The following is an 18,755-nucleotide window of genomic DNA, read 5'->3' as shown; positions in this document are numbered from 1 at the left end:
AGGTGGCGACGCCGCGCGCTCATTTGGGGTAGAGCGGCGGCAACCCGCTGTCGCCCACCGGATCCTTCGCCCGTTCGGCCGCCGGGATGGCGCGGATGGCCCGCCACAGGTCCTCGCCTTGCCAGTGCTGGCCGGTTTCGCTGTAGAGCGCGCCGTTGAGGCCGTCCAGGGCATCGGACAGCGGCACGAAGCGGGCGGCCATGTCGGCCAGGGTCTCGGGCTGCTGGCGGGCCCAGGCGTCGAGGGCCTGGCGGGTGGCGTGGGGGTCGTTGGCCTGGCTGGCGCGCTTGATGTCGTCGAGCAGCGTGCGCGGGCTCGGGCCGGTCTGGGCGGCCCGCAGGATCGCCGGTTGCCAGCGGGCCCGCCACCACAGGCCGAAGCCGAGGGCGGTGGTGCACGCCAGGACCAGCGTGCTGAGCTTCCACCACCACAGCGCTTCGCTGTCGGCGCCGCCCGAGGCCTGCGTGCCGGCCGGCGTGTCCACCTGCAGGCTCGGGTTGCTCGCCACTTGCAGGGCGCGCGCCGGCAAGCTGCTGTGTTCCAGGTGATCTTCGAAGGTGTTCCACCAGACCACCTCCACCGTCGGCAGCTCGATGGCGCCGCTGCGGCTGGGCACCAGCGCCTCGCGTTCCTCGCGGCTGCCGGTCAGGCCCCGGTCGCCGCTCTGGTTGTTGAGCACCGGTTGGTCCGGGTAGCGGCGCAAGCCGTTGGCCTCGGTGGCCGGCAATGCGGGCAGCTGCGAACTGGCCAGGCCGTCGGCCTTGAGGGTCAGGCTGCGGGTCAGGGAATCGCCGACCTGCAGGTGATCCGGCTCCGGGTTCCAGCTCTCGCTCAGGGTCAGGCTGCGGGCCGGCAGCCACGGCGCGTCGGCCGGGTAGGTGATGGGTTTGGGCTTGACCGTCAGCGCCGTCGCGGCGGAACTGATGCGCATCAGCTTGCCCGGTTTCGGCCCTTGGGCGGCGGCGTCCCCGGACGGCCGCGTATCGACCAGCGTCGCGCTGAACGTCTGCGGGGCGATGCTCAGCAGGCCGCTGTGCTGGGGATAGATCGCGTAACGCATTTCGATCACGCCGTGACGCACGCCGTTGATGTCTTTCTCGTAGGTGCGCGTGTCGCCCAGCTGTTCGATGCGCGCGTCGGCGATCTGCAACGGCGTCAGGCTGCTGTCGTCATACAGCGACACCGAATGGTAGATGCGCACGGTCAGCACCGCCTGGGCCTGCACGTAGACGCTGTTCTGGTCGAGGCTGGCTTCGATGAACACCGGGTCCAGGTTGTCGGCGCTCTCGCGGTCGTCGCTCTCGACCACCTGCACGGTGATCGGCTGGCTCTGCGCGTCGCCCAGCTGCAGCGGCGGGATCACCATGCTGCCGTTGTTTTTCGGCAGCAGGGTGACGATCCAGCGGGTGGTGGCGCGGTTGTCGCCGTTGAGGGTGTTCAACTGGTTGACCTGACGGGTGCCGCGCACTTCGAACAGCGGCTCCAGCGGGGTCAGGTCCGGTTTGCCGAACTGCGTGACATCGTTGGATTCCAGGGTGAGTTCCACCGTCTCGCCTGAGTTCAGGCGCGTGCGGTCCACGCTGGCCGTCAGCCCGGCCGCCTGGGCGGTGGCCGTGCAGATCAGCAGGGGCAGCAAGAGTGCGGTGAAACGGCTCATCGAATGTTTTCCTGATCCTGATGTTGTTGCTGTTCGTACCAGAACTTGCGTCGCAGCAGTTCGCCCGGATCGTCCGGGATCTTGCCCAGCCATTGTTCCAGCGCCTGACGCTGCTCGCCTTCGAGGTTGTCTTCGGCGGGGCGCAACGGCGGTGTGGCGTTCTGTTCGTCCTGCGGTTCGCTTTCGGCCAACTCATCGGCGCCCGGCAGCGGCGGGGCGGTCGGTGGCGGTTCGCTGGCCGCAGGCGCCGGCGCAGTGTCGCTTGGGGATTCGCTGTTGGCCGTCGGCGGGGGCGCGGACGGTGGCGGCGGCTCGTCGCCCGGCAGATCCTGAGGCGTCGACGGCTTCTGCGGTTCGGCGGGCGGCGGAGCGTTCTTCTGTTTCAGCAGGTTCTCCACCAAGGCCTTGTTGGTCAACGCCGGGCGCAAGTCCGGCTGACGCTCCAGGGCCTGATCGTAGGCATCCAGCGCCGCTTCCAGCTCGCCGCTCCTGGCCAGGGCATTGCCTCGATTGTAGTGGGCGCGGGCGTCGTTGCCTTCGGCGAAGCGCTGGGCGGCGCCGCTATAGTCACCGGCCTCGTACAGCGCCACGCCTTGCCACTGCGGATCTTCGAAGTGCCTGGCCGCTTCGGCTGGACGCTTCTGCTTGAGCAGGTGCAGGCCCTGTTGGTCGGGACGCAGCCACAGGTCTTCGAAATCGAACGCGTAGCCGGGCTGCGGCAGGCACCACAGCAGCGGCAGGCAGAACAGCCAGCCGCGGCGCCCGGCGCAAGCGGCGAGCAGCAACAGCGGCAGCAGCAGCCAATAGCCCTGGTCGGCCCAGGTGTCCAGGCGCAGGGTCTGGCCGTCGTCGCGCAGGCTGCGGGGGCCGTCGAGCAGGCCGAGGGCGCGCAGGTCGGACTCGTCCAGGCGGGCGCCGCGGTACTCGCCGCCCACCGAATTGAGGAAGGCATTGAGGCCGGGGCCGTCCAGTTGCGGCACGCGGATCGCGCCCTGGGCGTCCTTGAGGAAACTGCCGTCCTCCTGGGCGATCGGCGCCCCCTCGGCGGTGCCGACCCCGAGCATCAGCAACTGCGGGGACTGCCCGCCCAGCGCCCGGCGAATGCCCAGGCGCTCCTCTTCCGACAGCGACGAGCCGATCAGCAGGATCCGCCCCTGGCCCAAGGCGCCCTGTTCGAGCAGGGTCAAGGCCTTGTTCACCGCCAGGTCGGCGCGATGGCCGCTTTGCGGCATCAGCGACGGCTTGAGCGCGTCGAGCAGGTTGCGGCTGGTGGCCAGGTCATCGGAGAGCGGCACCAGCGTGTGGGCGCTGCCGGCGTACACGACGATGGCGGTCTGCGCGTCGCTGCGCGCCTGCAACAGGTCGAACAGCTTGCGCCGGGCCTGTTCCAGCCGGGTCGGCGGCGAGTCGGTGGCCAGCATCTCCGGGGTCAGTTCCAGCACCACCACCAGCGGGTCGGCGGGTTTCTGGGTGGTCTGCTCGACCCGCTCCCAGCTCGGCCCGAGCAGCGCCGCGACGGTCAGCAGCCAGGCCACGCCCAGGGCGACCCACGGCAGTTTGCTGTCGCGCCCGCGGCCCCCGCGCAGCAGGGTGGAATGGAAGGCCGGCGGCAGGATCACCTGCCAGCGCCCGGCGCGCTTCTGCCGGTGCCAGAGCTGCCAGAGCAGCCAGCCCAGCAACGGCAGCAGCAACAGCCACCAGGGGCGGAACCAGTGCGGCCAGAACGTGATCATCGACGCCTCCGCAGACGCAGACGCTTGAGGCGGGCACGCCAGTCAGGCAAAGGACTCTGCAAATACAATTCCTTGCTGAAGAGGCGTTGCAGCGGGTTGTCCGGCCACAGTTCGCGGATCACCAGCAACAGGCTCAGCAGCAGCGCCAGCGCCAGCGGCCATGGGTACAGCGCCTGGGCCGGGCGGGCCTGGGTCGGTTGCTGGGCCACCGGTTCGAGCCGGTCGAGGGTGTCCTTGACCGCCTGCAGTTCCTGGCCGTCGCGGGCGCGGAAATAGCGGCCGCCCGTGGTCTCGGCGATGGCCTTGAGCGCCGGCTCGTCGAGGTCCAGGGTCGGGTTCGCGCCGAGCAGGGCGGTGCTGCCGCTCGACTCGGGGTCGGCGCCGATGCCGATCGGGTAGATTCTCACGCCTTCGCCGGCGGCCAGGCGGGCGGCGGTCAACGGGTCGATTTCGCCGCCGTTGTTGGCGCCGTCGGTGACCAGCACCAGCACGCGGCTCTGGGCCGGGCGCATGCGCAGGCGCTTGAGGGCCAGGCCGATGGCGTCGCCGATGGCGGTGTTCTTGCCGGCGATGCCGATCCGTGCCTCGTCGAGCCAGACCCGCACCGTGTGGCGGTCGAAGGTCAACGGCGCCTGCAGGTACGCCTGGCTGCCGAACAGGATCAGGCCGACCCGGTCGCCGTCGCGGCTTTCCAGGAAGTCGCCGAGCAGGTGCTGCACCAGCGACAGGCGGCTGACGTCCTCGTCCTGCCATTGCATGTCGGGGAAGTCCATCGAGCCGGACACGTCCACCGCCACCAGCAGGTCGCGGCCGCTGGCGGCGATCGGCAACGGTTCGCCCAGCCATTGCGGGCGGGCGGCGGCGATCAGCAAAAACAGCCACAGCAGCAGGAACGGCGCCTGCTGCCGCCAGGCCGGCAGGTTGGCCCGGGCCCGGCGGCGGGCGAGGCCTTCGAGGTCGGCGAGAAAACTCACCTTCAGCGCCGGCTCGCCGCTGTCGGCCACCGGCAGCACCAGGCGCATCAGCCACGGCAGCGGCAGCAGCGCGAAGATCCACGGCCAGGCGAACTCAAACATGCTTGCGGATCCAGGTGTCGACCGCTTGGGTCAGGCCGGCGATGGCCTTGTCGTCGAGCTTGCATTCGGGCTTGTAGGCGCCTTCGACCAGCACCATCCAGCGCGTCAGGCCGGCGGCCGGGCAGCGGTTGTCGAGGAACGCCAGCCATTTGCGGCCGTTGAGGGTGTGGCTTTGGCTGTTCGGGTAATGGTTGCGGCACAGGCGCTTGAGCAGGCCGTTGAGTTGCTGCAGCCAGGCACCGGCGGGCGCGCCGTCATAGGGCTTGGTCATTTGCGCCAGTTCCGCGAGGGCGGCCAGGCGCACCGGATCCAGCGGTTGCTCGGCCCGCACGATCGGGCGCTTCTTCACCGGAATGAGCCGGCGCAGGCGCCACAGGGCGAAACCCGCCAGGGGCAGCAGCAGAAGCAGCAGCCACCAGCCAGGCGCCGGCGGCCAGAAGGCGACCGGTGGCGGGGACATCAGCGGCTGCAGTTGTTCGAGGCCGTTCATCGTGCGCTGCCCGGCCGCTGCGGGTTGAGGAACTCACGCATCTGCTCGACCATTTCGCTCTGGGTGCTCAGGGGCATCAGCAGCACCCGCAGCTTCTGCGCCAGCAGCTCCCAGCGGGCGATCCGCGCCTCGGCCTGGGCGCGGTAGGTCTGGCGCAGGTCGAAGTTGAGGGTGTCCAGCTCCAGTTGCGCGCCGCGCTCGGCGAACCGCAGCAGCCCGGCGGCGGGCAGGGCGTGGTCCAGCGGGTCGGACAGCGGCAGCAGCAACAGGTCGCAGTGGCGCGACAGCAGGCTCAGTTGCTGTTCGGCGCTGTCGGACAGCACCCGCTCGTCGCAGATCACGATCACCAGGCTGCCCGGCCGCAGCACCTCACGGGCCCGGCGCAGCGCCACGCCGAACGCATCGCGATCCGGTTCGCGCTCGCTGTGCAGCGCCTGGTTGGCGCGCACCAGCCGGTTGAGCAGTTGCAGCAGGCTTTGCTTGCTGCGTCGCGGCTTGATCTCGTAATGCTCGTTGTCGCCGAACACCAGTCCGCCGACCCGGTCGTTGTGGCCCAGCGCCGCCCAGCCGATCAGGGCCGCCGCTTGCGCGGCGAGCACCGATTTGAACATCAGCCCGGAGCCGAAAAACAGCCGCCGGCTCTGCTCGACCATGATGAAGATCGGCCGCTCGCGCTCCTCGTGGAACAGTTTGGTGTGCGGCTCCTGGGTGCGGGCGGTCACGCGCCAGTCGATGGTGCGCACGTCGTCGCCGGCCTGGTAGACCCGCACCTGGTCGAAGTCCACGCCGCGGCCGCGGAACTTCGAATGGTGCAGGCCGATCAGCGGGCTGCGCTGGCTCGGCGTGGAGAACAGCTGCACTTCACGGACGCGGTGACGCATCTCGATCAGCTCGGCGAGGCTGACGCGGATGCCCGGTTCGGACGGCAGGGGGGCGTTCATGGCGGTCAAGCGACGGCAACGACGTCAAGGATGCGCTGCACCACCCGGTCCTGGTCGATGCCGGCGGCTTCCGCCTCGAACGACAGGATGATGCGGTGGCGCAGCACGTCGAACAGCACGGCCTGGATGTCTTCCGGGCTGACGAAATCGCGACCGGCGAGCCAGGCGTGGGCCCGGGCGCAGCGGTCGAGGGCGATGGAGCCGCGGGGGCTGGCGCCGTAGGCGATCCACTCGGCCATCTCCGGGTCGAACTTGGCCGGGTTGCGCGTGGCCATGACCAGTTGCACCAGGTATTCCTCCACGGCGTCGGCCATGTACAGCCCGAGGATTTCCTTGCGCGCCGCGAAGATCGCCTGCTGGCTGACCCGCCGCTCAGGCTTGGTCTCGCCGTTGAGGGCTTCGCCGCGGGCTTGCTGGAGGATACGCCGTTCGACGGCGGCGTCCGGGAAACCGATCTTGACGTGCAGCAGGAACCGGTCGAGCTGGGCTTCGGGCAGCGGGTAGGTGCCTTCCTGCTCGATCGGGTTCTGCGTGGCCATCACCAGGAACAGCGGCGACAGTTCATAGGTGCTGCGACCGACGCTGACCTGGCGTTCGGCCATGGCTTCGAGCAATGCCGACTGTACCTTGGCCGGGGCGCGGTTGATTTCGTCCGCCAGCACCAGGTTGTGGAAGATCGGGCCTTGCTGGAACACGAAGCTGCCCGTCTCCGGACGGTAGATCTCGGTGCCGGTGACGTCCGCCGGCAGCAGGTCGGGGGTGAACTGGATGCGATGGAACTGGGCATCGATGCCTTCGGCCAGCTCTTTGATCGCCTTGGTCTTGGCCAGGCCCGGCGCGCCCTCGACCAGCATGTGGCCGTCGGCGAGCAGGGCGATGAGCAGGCGCTCGATGAGTTTTTCCTGGCCGAGGATCTGCGTTGAAAGAAAGGTGCGCAGCGCCAGCAGCGCTTCACGATGTTCCATCGGTGACTGTTCCTGGAAAGGGTGGCCGCAGGCGTTCGGATAACGCCGGGGCTGGGGGCGTTACTTTAATCCATCGCGGGGGGTGGCGACTAACGGCATTTTGCGCAAAGTGCGGGAAATGACCGGGCGACAATGGCGACGGGAGATGACGGTCACCGGCCCGTCGCGGGCAAGTCGGATCAAGGGGCGGGCTTGCTCCGGGCGACGATCCGGCGATGAGGCCCGCCGTCGCGACTTCAGGCCTGGCGGATGTAAGTGCCGGTACCGTCCAGAATGTTCTTCAGCGTCTCCTCGACTTCGTCGAGATCCACCATGTCCGGGTTGAAGGTGATCTCCAGCACGTCGTCACCGTTCAGCGCATCGGCATCGCCCGCCGCGATCTCGATCTTCAGCAGGGGCGGCGCCAGGGTCACCTTCACGCCGTCGAGGGTCGACGGCTCGTCGTTCAGGGTGATCTCCAGATCGTCCTCGTCCGGGTAGCGGCTCATCAGGAACATTTCGCCTTTCTTGCTATGGCAGCAGAGCATGGCCATGTTGTCTTCTTCGTCGTCGCACGGGTTGACGATGAGCAGATCGGTGGTCATTTGCATGGGGAGGATTCCTGAAGGGCCGGACGCGACGGGGCGACGAAAAAACGTGATTCTGCCAGTCCGACGAAGAATCTGCTGCTACATCTTCAATTTTTTTGCCTCTTGCTCAGCCAGCGTTCGATTTTGAATCGTGGGATGGAGTAATAGAAGGAACATACGAAGAGGGGTGCCAAGGAGAACATCGTGGAGGACATGAGTGAATGGTGGAAGGAATAGAGCAAGGCATTCTTGCCAAACAGGTTTCCGTATTTTCCGGTGCTCGTTCCAAGATCGTGCGATATCAAGTAAAAAGTACATGCCAGGAAAATAAAAAATAAAGTCCCTCCGATAAGCACGGCCAGATAACGCCTTGTTGTGAGTTGTGCGATTTTTTTGATCTGTTCCGGGTCTTTTTCGGTTTTGAATGCTGTGAAAATCGAGTAGGCGGTGAGTAGCGGGCCGAACACCGCTGAATAATTTGCGGCGGCTTTTGAGTTGAAAGGGAATAGGGATGACCAGAACCCAACCCGCCCAAACAGCTGATTGTCCAGCATGTCATCGATGGCAAAGTCCAGAGCGGTTTGCGGATAGCCGGGGAGAATGAAACAGATGAGGAATATCGGAATGTAAAACACACTGTTAACCCAAAGGAGACGGGTTACTGCCGGATGGTTTTTTGGCATTTGGAGTTCCCGGATGTGTATGTTTTTCGGTTGCAGGATTGAGCTCGTCAATGAACTCAATCCTGCGGTATCTATTAAGTGGATGATGCGGGGTTTAGTTCAGCAAGGAGGATTGTGTTTATTTTTTCTACCGTCTTGGCATCCAGATAGGCGGCTGCGGCGGCAATCACCAGGCCAACTATCAATATGCCAGGGATGCTGATTGCGAAAACGGGGGCACGCATTGCGATAGCGCCAGCCAGTATTGCGCCAGCTCCGATTCCGGCGGCAATACTTTCCAGCTCCAGCAACAACGGCTTCCAATCACCATCCCGAAAACCAATGACCGTCTTCTCGATCACCGAATGTGCCTGCACGATTTTGCCGGTCACGCCAAACCCTTTGGCCAACCGGTTGACGTTGTCCACGTAGGTCGCTTTATCCAGCGCATTCAGCGCATCGACAACGGCGCGGGTGTCCTGCGGGCTGAGCCTGGCATGGGGGTTGTTGCGCACCTTTTCGAACGTCTGCATGGCCTCGCCGTAGCTGCGGACCTTCTTGCCTGAGATGTCCTTCTGCAGGTCCAGCACCACCTGATGCAGTTTCTCGCCGTATTTCTCCAGGATGTATTTGTTCGCTTCGGCGACGAAGGCCACGGCGCGCTTGTAGTCGTCGATCTGCCTGGCTTGTTCTTCGGCTGCGATCCGGGCCTGCTCCGCCGCGACCTGCCTCGCCTGTTCCTCTGCCTGGCGCTGGGCTTCCTCCGCGCGGCGCGCGGCTTCTGCCGCCTGTTGCTGCGCCAGGGCTTCGGCCTGGCGGCGGGCGATTTCCGCGTACAGGGAAGACTGGCGGTTCTGCAGGCTGGTGATCTGGTCGTTGAGGATCATCGCGTTGTAGGTGGCCTGCAGCTTGCCGAGCTGCTTGGCCGTCTGCGTGGCCTTCAACTGCTGTTGGTATTCGGTGTTCTTGCGAAAGAGCAGTTCGTTGACGATGTTGACGGTCCGCGCCAGCCACTCGTCCGGTGTGTGGTGGCGCAAGGGCGGATGGGTGCCGTCGACGGCGTCCAGTTCGTTTTGCAGGTGGGGCTCAAGGTTGTGCTTGCGCGCCAGATAGTCGTTCTGGATGGCCAGGGTGAACCCGTGCATCGGATTGCCCAGCGGGTAGTTCTTGCGGATGTCTCCACGGACCTTGTCCGGGTTCAAGTTGATGATTTCCCATGTTCCGTCGGCGTAAGTGATGATTCCGGGTATTTCCAGTTGTGGCATGTGCCTGTTCCTTGTGCGTTGAACGCCCGATCCGTCGGGCAAGCGAAGTGCGTCGCGAAGACGCGCTTCGTGTTTGTTTACAAATGGTTTGCCGGCTTTCCATTGATAACATTGCCCTTTGTTTCCAACAAACCGGCTTGTAGGAAAGTGTTCTGTTAATGATGTAGGGCAATTCTTTGAGATTTGTGCGACTGAATAATCTGCAACTAACGAGTTGTTTCTTATCGGTTATTTCAGGTGTCGGCAGGGCGGGGCAGGGCCTGGGAATCCGGGCCGAAACCGGACGAAGCGCCCAGGGGAACGAATCGCGCCGGCGCGGTCATTTTTGGCACGGGCGTGCGGCAAAAAAACGACGCCCAACGGGCCGGGGCGCCCATCCCCTGCTAGTGTTGTCCGGTGCGCAGGCCGCCGTTTACGTGCCGATGACCGAATATGTCGCAGCGCTGCAAGCAGGCACATTGTCGCAGCCATTAAGCTGCGCAACGGATGGGCACCCGTAAAGGCATTGCCGACGGCCCGAGGGCGCGGGGCAGTCGTTTTTGCAGATGCCCATCCCATGGAAGGTGAATGTGACCTGAGTGTCTCGTCCAGCTTCACCCACCTGTCACCCTGTTTCCTCTGCCCGAGAATCAGGAACAGGGCGACGGAACGGCCCGATAGGGGGCCATGCAGCATGTGACGCTTTCCATCAATAACAAGCCCAAGCGGAGTACCACAGATGGCGTTCTTCACCGCAGCCAGCAAAGCCGACTTCCAGCACCAACTGCAAGCGGCACTGGCGCAGCACATCAGTGAACAGGCACTGCCACAAGTGGCGCTGTTCTCTGAACAATTCTTCGGCATCATTTCCCTGGACGAGCTGACCCAGCGTCGCCTCTCCGACCTCGCTGGCTGTACGCTTTCCGCATGGCGCCTGCTTGAGCGCTTCGACCACGCGCAACCTCAGGTTCGCGTCTACAACCCCGATTACGAACGTCACGGCTGGCAGTCGACCCACACCGCGGTCGAAGTGCTGCACCACGACCTGCCGTTCCTGGTGGACTCGGTGCGCACCGAGCTGAACCGCCGCGGCTACAGCATCCACACCCTGCAGACCACCGTGCTGAGCGTGCGTCGCGGTGATAAAGGCGAGCTGCTGGAAATCCTGCCCAAGGGCACCACCGGCGAAGGCGTGCAGCACGAGTCGCTGATGTACCTGGAAATCGACCGCTGCGCCAACGCGGCCGAGCTGAATGTGCTGACCAAGGAACTGGAGCAGGTCCTGGGTGAGGTCCGCGTCGCGGTCGCCGATTTCGAGCCGATGAAGGCCAAGGTGCAGGAGATCCTCACCAAGCTCGATACCAGCGCATTCGCCGTCGACGGCGACGAGAAGACCGAGATCAAGAGTTTCCTGGAATGGCTGGTGGGCAACCACTTCACCTTCCTCGGCTACGAAGAGTTCGTGGTCACCGACCAGGCCGACGGCGGCCACATCGAGTACGACCCGGCCTCGTTCCTGGGCCTGACCAAGCTGCTGCGCACCGGCATGACCTATGACGACCTGCGCATCGAAGACTACGCCGTCAACTACCTGCGCGAACCCAAGCTGCTGACCTTCGCCAAGGCCGCGCACCCGAGCCGCGTGCACCGTCCGGCCTACCCGGACTACGTGTCGATCCGCGAGATCGACGCCGACGGCAAGGTCATCAAGGAATGCCGCTTCATGGGCCTGTACACCTCCTCGGTGTACGGCGAAAGCGTGCGCACCATCCCGTACATCCGCCGCAAGGTCGAGGAGATCGAGCGCCGCTCCGGCTTCCAGTCCAAGGCCCACCTGGGCAAGGAACTGGCGCAGGTGCTGGAAGTGCTGCCGCGCGACGACCTGTTCCAGACCCCGGTCGACGAGCTGTTCAGCACCGTGATGTCGATCGTGCAGATCCAGGAGCGCAACAAGATCCGCGTGTTCCTGCGCAAGGATCCGTACGGCCGCTTCTGCTACTGCCTGGCCTACGTGCCGCGTGACATCTATTCCACCGAAGTGCGCCAGAAGATCCAGCACGTGCTGATGGAGCGCCTGAAGGCCACCGACTGCGAGTTCTGGACGTTCTTCTCCGAGTCCGTGCTGGCCCGCGTGCAGCTGATCCTGCGCGTCGACCCGAAGAACCGCATCGACATCGACCCGCTGCAACTGGAGAACGAAGTCATCCAGGCCTGCCGCAGCTGGCAGGACGACTACGCCGCGCTGACCGTGGAGACCTTCGGCGAAGCCAACGGCACCAACGTGCTGGCGGACTTCCCGAAAGGCTTCCCGGCCGGTTACCGCGAGCGTTTCGCGGCGCACTCGGCCGTGGTCGACATGCAGCACCTGCTCAACCTGAGCGAGAAGAAGCCGCTGGCCATGAGCTTCTACCAGCCGCTGGCCTCGGGCCCGCGCGAGCTGCACTGCAAGCTGTATCACGCCGATACCCCGCTGGCGCTGTCCGACGTGCTGCCGATCCTGGAAAACCTCGGCCTGCGCGTGCTGGGCGAGTTCCCGTACCGCTTGCGCCACAACAACGGCCGCGAGTTCTGGATCCACGACTTCGCGTTCACCGCGGCCGAAGGCATGGACCTGGACATCCAGCAGCTCAATGACACCCTGCAGGACGCGTTTGTCCACATCGTGCGCGGCGACGCCGAAAACGATGCGTTCAACCGCCTGGTGCTGACCGCCGGCCTGCCGTGGCGCGATGTGGCGCTGCTGCGTGCCTACGCCCGCTACCTGAAGCAGATCCGTCTGGGCTTCGACCTGGGCTACATCGCCAGCACCCTGAACAACCACACCGACATCGCCCGCGAACTGACCCGGTTGTTCAAGACCCGCTTCTACCTGGCGCGCAAACTGGGCAGCGATGATCTGGACGACAAGCAACTGCGTCTGGAGCAAGCGATCCTGACCGCGCTGGACGACGTTCAAGTCCTCAACGAAGACCGCATTCTGCGTCGTTACCTGGACCTGATCAAAGCGACCCTGCGCACCAACTTCTACCAGACCGACGCCAACGGCCAGAACAAGTCGTACTTCAGCTTCAAGTTCAACCCGCACTTGATCCCTGAACTGCCGAAGCCGGTGCCGAAGTTCGAGATCTTCGTCTACTCGCCGCGCGTCGAAGGCGTGCACCTGCGCTTCGGCAACGTCGCCCGCGGCGGCCTGCGCTGGTCCGACCGCGAAGAAGACTTCCGTACCGAAGTCCTGGGCTTGGTGAAAGCCCAGCAAGTGAAGAACTCGGTCATCGTGCCGGTGGGCGCCAAGGGCGGCTTCCTGCCGCGTCGCCTGCCGCTGGGCGGCAGCCGTGATGAGATCGCGGCCGAGGGCATCGCCTGCTACCGCATCTTCATCTCGGGCCTGTTGGACATCACCGACAACCTGAAGGACGGCAAACTGGTGCCGCCGGCCAACGTCGTGCGCCATGACGACGATGACCCGTACCTGGTGGTGGCGGCGGACAAAGGCACCGCGACCTTCTCCGACATCGCCAACGGCATCGCCATCGACTACGGCTTCTGGCTGGGCGACGCGTTCGCCTCCGGCGGTTCGGCCGGCTACGACCACAAGAAGATGGGCATCACCGCCAAGGGCGCGTGGGTCGGCGTGCAGCGCCACTTCCGTGAGCGCGGCATCAATGTCCAGGAAGACAGCGTCACCGTGGTCGGCATCGGCGACATGGCCGGCGACGTGTTCGGCAACGGTCTGTTGATGTCCGACAAGCTGCAACTGGTTGCCGCGTTCAACCACATGCACATCTTCATCGATCCGAACCCGAACCCTGCCACCAGCTTCGTCGAGCGTCAGCGCATGTTCGACCTGCCGCGTTCGGCCTGGTCCGACTACGACACCAGCATCATGTCCGAAGGCGGCGGCATCTTCTCGCGCAGCGCGAAGAGCATCGCCATCTCGCCGCAGATGAAAGAGCGCTTCGACATCCAGGCCGACAAGCTGACCCCGACCGAACTGCTGAACGCCTTGCTCAAGGCGCCGGTGGATCTGCTGTGGAACGGCGGCATCGGCACCTACGTCAAGGCCAGCACCGAAAGCCATGCCGACGTCGGCGACAAGGCCAACGACGCGCTGCGCGTGAACGGCAACGAACTGCGCTGCAAAGTGGTGGGCGAGGGCGGCAACCTGGGCATGACCCAGCTGGGCCGTGTCGAGTTCGGCCTCAACGGCGGCGGCTCCAACACCGACTTCATCGACAACGCCGGCGGTGTGGACTGCTCCGACCACGAAGTGAACATCAAGATCCTGCTGAACGAAGTGGTTCAGGCCGGCGACATGACCGACAAGCAACGCAACCAGTTGCTGGCGAGCATGACCGACGAAGTCGGCGGCCTGGTGCTGGGCAACAACTACAAGCAGACCCAGGCCCTGTCCCTGGCGGCCCGCCGTGCCTACGCGCGGATCGCCGAATACAAGCGTCTGATGGGCGACCTGGAAGGCCGCGGCAAGCTGGACCGCGCCATCGAGTTCCTGCCGACCGAAGAGCAACTGGCCGAGCGCGTGGCCGAAGGCCAGGGCCTGACCCGTCCGGAGCTGTCGGTGCTGATCTCCTACAGCAAGATCGACCTCAAGGAGCAACTGCTCAACTCGCTGGTGCCGGACGACGACTACCTGACCCGCGACATGGAAACGGCGTTCCCGCCGACCCTGGTCAGCAAGTTCTCCGAAGCCATGCGCCGTCACCGCCTCAAGCGCGAGATCGTCAGCACCCAGATCGCCAACGACCTGGTCAACCACATGGGCATCACCTTCGTTCAGCGGCTCAAGGAGTCCACCGGCATGAGCCCGGCGAACGTGGCCGGCGCCTACGTGATCGTGCGGGACATCTTCCACCTCCCGCACTGGTTCCGTCAGATCGAAGCGCTGGACTACCAGGTGCCTGCCGAAGTGCAGCTGGAGCTGATGGACGAGCTGATGCGCCTGGGCCGCCGCGCCACCCGCTGGTTCCTGCGTGCCCGGCGCAACGAGCAGAACGCTGCCCGTGACGTCGCGCATTTCGGTCCGCACCTGAAGGAGCTGGGCCTCAAGCTCGACGAACTGCTCAGCGGCGAAATCCGCGAGACCTGGCAGGCCCGTTACCAGGCCTACGTCCAGGCCGGTGTGCCGGAGCTGCTGGCGCGCATGGTGGCGGGGACCTCGCACCTGTACACCCTGCTGCCGATCATCGAGGCTTCCGACGTGACCGGCCAGAACCCGGCAGAGGTGGCCAAGGCCTACTTCGCCGTGGGCAGCGCGCTGGACATCACCTGGTACATGCAGCAGATCAGCGCCTTGCCGGTCGAGAACAACTGGCAGGCCCTGGCCCGCGAAGCGTTCCGCGACGACGTCGACTGGCAGCAGCGTGCGATCACCATCTCCGTCCTGCAACAGGGCGACGGCTCCCAGGAGGTGGAAACCCGCCTGGCGCTGTGGATGGAACAGCACGAAGCCATGATCGAACGCTGGCGCGCCATGCTGGTGGAAATCCGTGCCGCCAGCGGCACCGACTACGCCATGTATGCGGTGGCCAACCGCGAACTGCTGGACGTGGCGCTGAGCGGCCAGACGGTCGCCCCGGCCGCCTCGGCCCGCAACGCCGAGCTGGAACCGGCCTGAGCCGTAGCTGAATGAGAAAGCCCCGCTCTCGCAAGAGGCGGGGCTTTTTCATGCCTGCATGATGGGTGTCGCCTGATAGGGCCTCATCGCCAGCCTGCTGGCGATGAGGCCTGCGAAATCAGTACAACTTTTGAGCCTGGCGTGTATCCAGCATCGACACACTGTCCGCCGCACCGCCCAGCAAGTTGCTGAGCGACCGGTCGAACTTTTGCAACGCCCGCACTTGAACTTCCTGCTGTTCACGGATATCCGCGACGATATCGTCGGTGCGCTTGTAGTCGGCCCACAACGGACTCAAGGCCTTGGCATCGGTGCCTTTGGCCGTGCCGATGTAGTTGAACTTCGCATCATAGAAGTCGGCACTGGCGTCGGAACGGATGTCGGAACTGCGCGAGGTGATCAGTTGGCTGCGGGTCTCGATGATCGCCGTCACGTCCGGCCTGGCCGCCCGCAGGCTCTGCATGTCCGGGTAGACCGTCACCGAGCCGAAACGGCGTTTGAGCGAAGCGGTCATCCAGTCCACGGCCATGTCCGGTTTGGAGGTGGCGACGTAGGCGTCGTGGATCGGCTGCACCAGCAGGCTCTGGCCGAAGCCGGTGCCGGCGTTGGCCTGGTAGTCGCGCAGGTATTGGCGGTTGGTCTGGGTGCCCGGGCTGTAGACGATGCCGAGGGACACGTCGGCGCCGCTGGGCACCCGGGTGGCGCCGCTGCGGCCCACGGGGTGGGTGAACAGCGTGTCGAGCGATGATGCCGAGGGCGGTGCGGTGGGCACCGAGCAAGCGGAGAGGGCCAGTACCGAGATCGTTAAAGTGGCGGCAAACGCAAGTTTCATGGTGGTTCTCCCGTGAAACAACTTCGGTTCGAAGAGTTTAAAGTTGCCGCGCTGAACGGCAGTTGAACCAGACTAAACCCGCATCGGAAAGTTGAAACGACCCATCGGCGAAGTTATCGGGTGGCCAATAGTCTTGTTTGCTTTAAGTAAGGCGGAGTCATTGCCACGGGAAATAAAAAGGCTCAAATCGACGATTTGAGCCTTTTTATTTATGGCTGGCGCAACAGCGATCAGTTTTCCAGGGGGATCAGCACTTTCTCGTCCGGGGCCAACACCATGAACACCAGCAACTTCGCCGGCTTGGACTTGCTGGCGTTTTTCGACACCAGGTGTTCGGAGCCGGCCGGTTCGTACCAGTACTGGCCCTTCTTGTAGGTGACCGGTTGTTCGCCCTTGACCTGGGACACGATCTCGCCTTCCAGCACGTAGGCCATGGCGGTGCCCTCGTGCCGGTGGGCAATGGAAGACTGACCGGGTTTGTAGTCGACCTCGATCATCAGGGCTTTCTTGCCCGGAGCGTTCTTGAGCATCTGATCCTGCAGGACGGTGACCTTCTCGGAAGGTTCGTCCGTGCCATGGGCAAAGGCAGGACCTGCGGCCAGCAGGGCGAGGGCGGTAAACACGTGCAGGGCTTTCATGGGCATCACCTGTGGAGTGTGGGTGTCGGTGATCACAGTAGTCGGCGCGGCGGTCCGATCAAACGGCCAATGTTCGGGAAGATCGGGAGACCAATCGCCGACCCCGAAACGTGTTGGCGCAACTTGCCCCAGTGGCGAGGGAGCACGCTCCCTCGCCACAGAGGCTGCGCTGCAGGGCTAGACGATGGGAAAAGAGTTGAAGTCCACGCTGTTGGCCAGCCGGCTGTCGATCAGGTCGATGAAGCCCTGGGCTTCGGGGCGGTTGAAGTGCGCCTGCATGGCCGCTTCCGATTGCCAATGGGCGCTGACCGTCCAGCGCTGGCTGTCCTCGGGGCAGCGGTCGACCATGTAGGCGTCGCAGCCCGGCGCTTCACGCAGGGTCTCGACGATCTTCTGCAACTGCCTGCCCAGCTCTTCCGAGCGGCCGGCGGCGGCCTGTACCTGGACGGTGTTGATCACGGGGTTGGACATGGCTCGCACTCCTGTACCGGTTCGGACGCATCCGCCCATTGAGGGATAAGGCCTGTGCAGGATAGGCCTGCCTCCCGGGATCACCAATAACCAATCGGCGGTTAATCGGTTAGACCAATCCCTCAGGCCACTTGCTGCAAGAGATCGCGCAGCCGGTCCAGGGCGATGTCGATGTCCAGGGTCTCGATGGCGCCGAAGCCGAAGTACAGGCCGTCGCGGGGCGCTTGCTGATAGTAGAAACCGTTGATCGCGTACAACCCGACCTCGACCTTTTTCGCCAGCTCGATGATCAGCGGCAGGTCCAGCGGCACCTTGCAGAACACCGCCATGTGGAACCCGGCGCTGGGCGGCACCGCCTCCAGCCACGGCGACAGGTCGGTGGCCATGCGCGTCAGGATCCGCTCCCGGCGCTGGGCGTAGACGGTGTGGCAGCGGCGGATGTGCTTGAGCAGGCAGCCCTCGGCGATGAACTTGGCCAGGGCCCATTGCGGCAGGGTGGAGGCGTGCAGGTCGGTGAGCTGCTTGGCGCGGATCACCGCTTCGAGGATCGCCGGCGGCAGGATCGCGTAGCCGATCCGCAGTTCCGGCAGCAGGGTTTTGGAGAAGGTGCCCACATAGGCGACGAGGCCGCGCCGGTCGAGGTTGTGCAGAGAATCCGTGGGCCGGCCTTCGTAGCGGAATTCGCTGTCGTAGTCGTCCTCGATGACGATGGCGCCCAGCGAGTGGGCCCGCTCCAGCAGCGCCTCGCGCCGGGCCTGGCTCATCGGCATGCCCAGCGGGAACTGGTGCGACGGCGTCACGTAGATCAGCCGGGTGCCGTCGGGAATGTGCTCGACCTGAATGCCCTCGGCATCCACCGGCACGCCGACCACCGTGGCGCCGTGGGTGCCGAACAGCAGGCGGGCGGGCGGATAGCCGGGGTCTTCCATCGCCACGACGCTGCCGGGCTGCAGCAGCACCCGGGCGATCAGGTCCAGGGCCTGCTGGGCGCCGTTGCACACCACCACGTCCTCGTCCTGGCAGTTCACCCCGCGGGAAAACGCAATGTGCCGGGCAATCGCGTTGCGCAGCGCCGGCAAGCCTTCGGGCAGGCTGTAGAAGCCTTTGGAGGTCGCCATCTGCCGCATGGCGTGGGCGACGCAACGGCGCCAGTCGTCCTGGGGAAACTGGCCCTTGCCGGTGGCGCCGCCGATGAAGTCGTAGCGCAGCGAGCCTTCCAGCGTCGGGTGGCGCAGGAACACCGGCAGGCTGCGCCAACGCTCGACGACCTCGGCGCCGGCCAGTTCCGCAGCGCTTTGCTTGCGCTGCACGGCGGCGGGACGGGCGTTGACGTAGGTACCTTTGCCGATCACGCCAGTGAGGAAGTTTTCGTAGGTCAGCTGCGCATAGGTGTCGGAGATGGTCTTGCGCGAAATCCCCAACTGCTCGGCCAGCAGGCGGCTGGGGGGCAACTGCGTGCCGGCGGCCAGGCGCCCGGACTCGATGGCGCCGCGCAGTTGCTGGTACAACTGACCGGCCAGATCCTTGCGGCCGTTGATCACGACATGAAGTTCCATACCGACAGGGCTCCGGTTGCGGGTGGTGCGAAAGACGTGCCCGCCAGATTAACTCCGTTGCCGGACGGGCAGAAGTTGCGCAGCGCAAATAGCCGGAATTGGTCTGCTCTCGGTGGTGGCCTGACTGGCGCCATCGCGGGCATCGCCGACCCCTGTGTTGGCTGACCCACCGCCACCGCCACCGCCATCGCCAGCCTGCTGGCGATAGCGTCAGTCAAGGCACCGCAAGGCCTCAATGGTGTGCTGGCTTTCCGCACAATTGGCGCTGTTTCGCCAGGGCGCCAGCCTT

General features: G+C 65.0%; 14 protein-coding genes. 1 reads left to right on the top strand and 13 read right to left on the bottom strand.

Annotated features, from left to right (window positions below):
* Positions 1–19 precede the first annotated feature (19 nt).
* The 9 genes from KVG96_RS12590 to KVG96_RS12550 all read right to left on the bottom strand — a co-directional run bounded on the left by KVG96_RS12590 (position 20) and on the right by KVG96_RS12550 (position 9,358).
* Positions 20–1,657 carry a BatD family protein gene (locus KVG96_RS12590; protein WP_217892367.1) on the bottom strand — a complete coding sequence of 546 codons (1,638 nt, stop codon included), beginning with the start codon at positions 1,655–1,657 and terminating at the stop codon, positions 20–22.
* Positions 1,654–3,390 carry a vWA domain-containing protein gene (locus KVG96_RS12585; protein WP_217892366.1) on the bottom strand — a complete coding sequence of 579 codons (1,737 nt, stop codon included), beginning with the start codon at positions 3,388–3,390 and terminating at the stop codon, positions 1,654–1,656. The genes KVG96_RS12590 and KVG96_RS12585 overlap by 4 nt, the downstream gene beginning before the upstream one ends.
* Positions 3,387–4,466 (bottom strand): vWA domain-containing protein, encoded by a 1,080-nt coding sequence (locus tag KVG96_RS12580; protein ID WP_217892365.1) that lies wholly within the window; start codon positions 4,464–4,466, stop codon positions 3,387–3,389. The genes KVG96_RS12585 and KVG96_RS12580 overlap by 4 nt, the downstream gene beginning before the upstream one ends.
* Complete coding sequence (locus KVG96_RS12575; protein ID WP_217892364.1) at positions 4,459–4,956, bottom strand: DUF4381 domain-containing protein; 498 nt, start codon at positions 4,954–4,956, stop codon at positions 4,459–4,461. The genes KVG96_RS12580 and KVG96_RS12575 overlap by 8 nt, the downstream gene beginning before the upstream one ends.
* Positions 4,953–5,897, bottom strand: a complete 945-nt coding sequence (locus tag KVG96_RS12570) for a DUF58 domain-containing protein (protein WP_085586888.1) — start codon at positions 5,895–5,897, stop codon at positions 4,953–4,955. Before KVG96_RS12570 ends, KVG96_RS12575 begins: the two co-directional genes overlap by 4 nt.
* Positions 5,898–5,902: 5 nt before the next feature.
* Positions 5,903–6,862: an AAA family ATPase gene (locus KVG96_RS12565; RefSeq protein ID WP_085586889.1), complete on the bottom strand. Its 960-nt coding sequence runs from the start codon at positions 6,860–6,862 to the stop codon at positions 5,903–5,905.
* A 236-nt stretch (positions 6,863–7,098) separates the two neighbouring features.
* The gene (locus KVG96_RS12560; protein ID WP_217892363.1) at positions 7,099–7,452 is read right to left on the bottom strand and encodes a hypothetical protein; all 354 of its coding nucleotides are present in this window, start codon (positions 7,450–7,452) and stop codon (positions 7,099–7,101) included.
* A gap of 86 nt (positions 7,453–7,538) precedes the next feature.
* Entirely contained in the window at positions 7,539–8,114 is a 576-nt protein-coding gene (locus KVG96_RS12555; RefSeq protein WP_217892362.1) for a hypothetical protein, read from the bottom strand.
* A gap of 74 nt (positions 8,115–8,188) precedes the next feature.
* Positions 8,189–9,358, bottom strand: coding sequence for a colicin-like pore-forming protein (locus KVG96_RS12550; protein ID WP_217892361.1), 1,170 nt, complete (start codon positions 9,356–9,358; stop codon positions 8,189–8,191).
* 718 nt (positions 9,359–10,076) lie between these two features.
* Between KVG96_RS12550 and KVG96_RS12545 the strand changes: the two genes are divergently transcribed.
* A complete protein-coding gene (locus KVG96_RS12545) occupies positions 10,077–14,969 on the top strand; it encodes an NAD-glutamate dehydrogenase (protein WP_217892360.1) in 4,893 nt (1,630 codons plus the stop codon).
* Positions 14,970–15,087: 118 nt separating this feature from the next.
* Here the strand turns inward: KVG96_RS12545 and KVG96_RS12540 are convergent, their stop codons facing one another.
* The 4 genes from KVG96_RS12540 to pdxR form a co-directional block, all read right to left on the bottom strand.
* Positions 15,088–15,801 (bottom strand): ATPase, encoded by a 714-nt coding sequence (locus KVG96_RS12540; protein ID WP_217892359.1) that lies wholly within the window; start codon positions 15,799–15,801, stop codon positions 15,088–15,090.
* Between the two features lie 230 nt (positions 15,802–16,031).
* Complete coding sequence (locus tag KVG96_RS12535) at positions 16,032–16,439, bottom strand: cupin domain-containing protein (protein WP_085586895.1); 408 nt, start codon at positions 16,437–16,439, stop codon at positions 16,032–16,034.
* Between the two features lie 177 nt (positions 16,440–16,616).
* The gene (locus KVG96_RS12530) at positions 16,617–16,910 is read right to left on the bottom strand and encodes a putative quinol monooxygenase (RefSeq protein ID WP_217892358.1); all 294 of its coding nucleotides are present in this window, start codon (positions 16,908–16,910) and stop codon (positions 16,617–16,619) included.
* Positions 16,911–17,032: 122 nt separating this feature from the next.
* Positions 17,033–18,466 carry a MocR-like pyridoxine biosynthesis transcription factor PdxR gene (pdxR, locus tag KVG96_RS12525; protein ID WP_217892357.1) on the bottom strand — a complete coding sequence of 478 codons (1,434 nt, stop codon included), beginning with the start codon at positions 18,464–18,466 and terminating at the stop codon, positions 17,033–17,035.
* Between the last annotated feature and the right edge of the window lie 289 nt (positions 18,467–18,755).

Source organism: Pseudomonas ekonensis, from assembly GCF_019145435.1.
Taxonomy (GTDB): Bacteria; Pseudomonadota; Gammaproteobacteria; order Pseudomonadales; family Pseudomonadaceae; genus Aquipseudomonas; species Aquipseudomonas ekonensis.
This window is presented reverse-complemented; position numbering and strand designations above follow the sequence as displayed.

What these genes read in the sequence shown, in the direction of transcription:
- KVG96_RS12590 (WP_217892367.1), bottom strand. Translation starts at nt 1,657, where the DNA reads ATGAGCCGTTTCACCGCACTCTTGCTGCCCCTGCTGATCTGCACGGCC.
- KVG96_RS12585 (WP_217892366.1), bottom strand. Translation starts at nt 3,390, where the DNA reads ATGATCACGTTCTGGCCGCACTGGTTCCGCCCCTGGTGGCTGTTGCTG.
- KVG96_RS12580 (WP_217892365.1), bottom strand. Translation starts at nt 4,466, where the DNA reads ATGTTTGAGTTCGCCTGGCCGTGGATCTTCGCGCTGCTGCCGCTGCCG.
- KVG96_RS12575 (WP_217892364.1), bottom strand. Translation starts at nt 4,956, where the DNA reads ATGAACGGCCTCGAACAACTGCAGCCGCTGATGTCCCCGCCACCGGTC.
- KVG96_RS12570 (WP_085586888.1), bottom strand. Translation starts at nt 5,897, where the DNA reads ATGAACGCCCCCCTGCCGTCCGAACCGGGCATCCGCGTCAGCCTCGCC.
- KVG96_RS12565 (WP_085586889.1), bottom strand. Translation starts at nt 6,862, where the DNA reads ATGGAACATCGTGAAGCGCTGCTGGCGCTGCGCACCTTTCTTTCAACG.
- KVG96_RS12560 (WP_217892363.1), bottom strand. Translation starts at nt 7,452, where the DNA reads ATGCAAATGACCACCGATCTGCTCATCGTCAACCCGTGCGACGACGAA.
- KVG96_RS12555 (WP_217892362.1), bottom strand. Translation starts at nt 8,114, where the DNA reads ATGCCAAAAAACCATCCGGCAGTAACCCGTCTCCTTTGGGTTAACAGT.
- KVG96_RS12550 (WP_217892361.1), bottom strand. Translation starts at nt 9,358, where the DNA reads ATGCCACAACTGGAAATACCCGGAATCATCACTTACGCCGACGGAACA.
- KVG96_RS12545 (WP_217892360.1), top strand. Translation starts at nt 10,077, where the DNA reads ATGGCGTTCTTCACCGCAGCCAGCAAAGCCGACTTCCAGCACCAACTG.
- KVG96_RS12540 (WP_217892359.1), bottom strand. Translation starts at nt 15,801, where the DNA reads ATGAAACTTGCGTTTGCCGCCACTTTAACGATCTCGGTACTGGCCCTC.
- KVG96_RS12535 (WP_085586895.1), bottom strand. Translation starts at nt 16,439, where the DNA reads ATGAAAGCCCTGCACGTGTTTACCGCCCTCGCCCTGCTGGCCGCAGGT.
- KVG96_RS12530 (WP_217892358.1), bottom strand. Translation starts at nt 16,910, where the DNA reads ATGTCCAACCCCGTGATCAACACCGTCCAGGTACAGGCCGCCGCCGGC.
- pdxR (WP_217892357.1), bottom strand. Translation starts at nt 18,466, where the DNA reads ATGGAACTTCATGTCGTGATCAACGGCCGCAAGGATCTGGCCGGTCAG.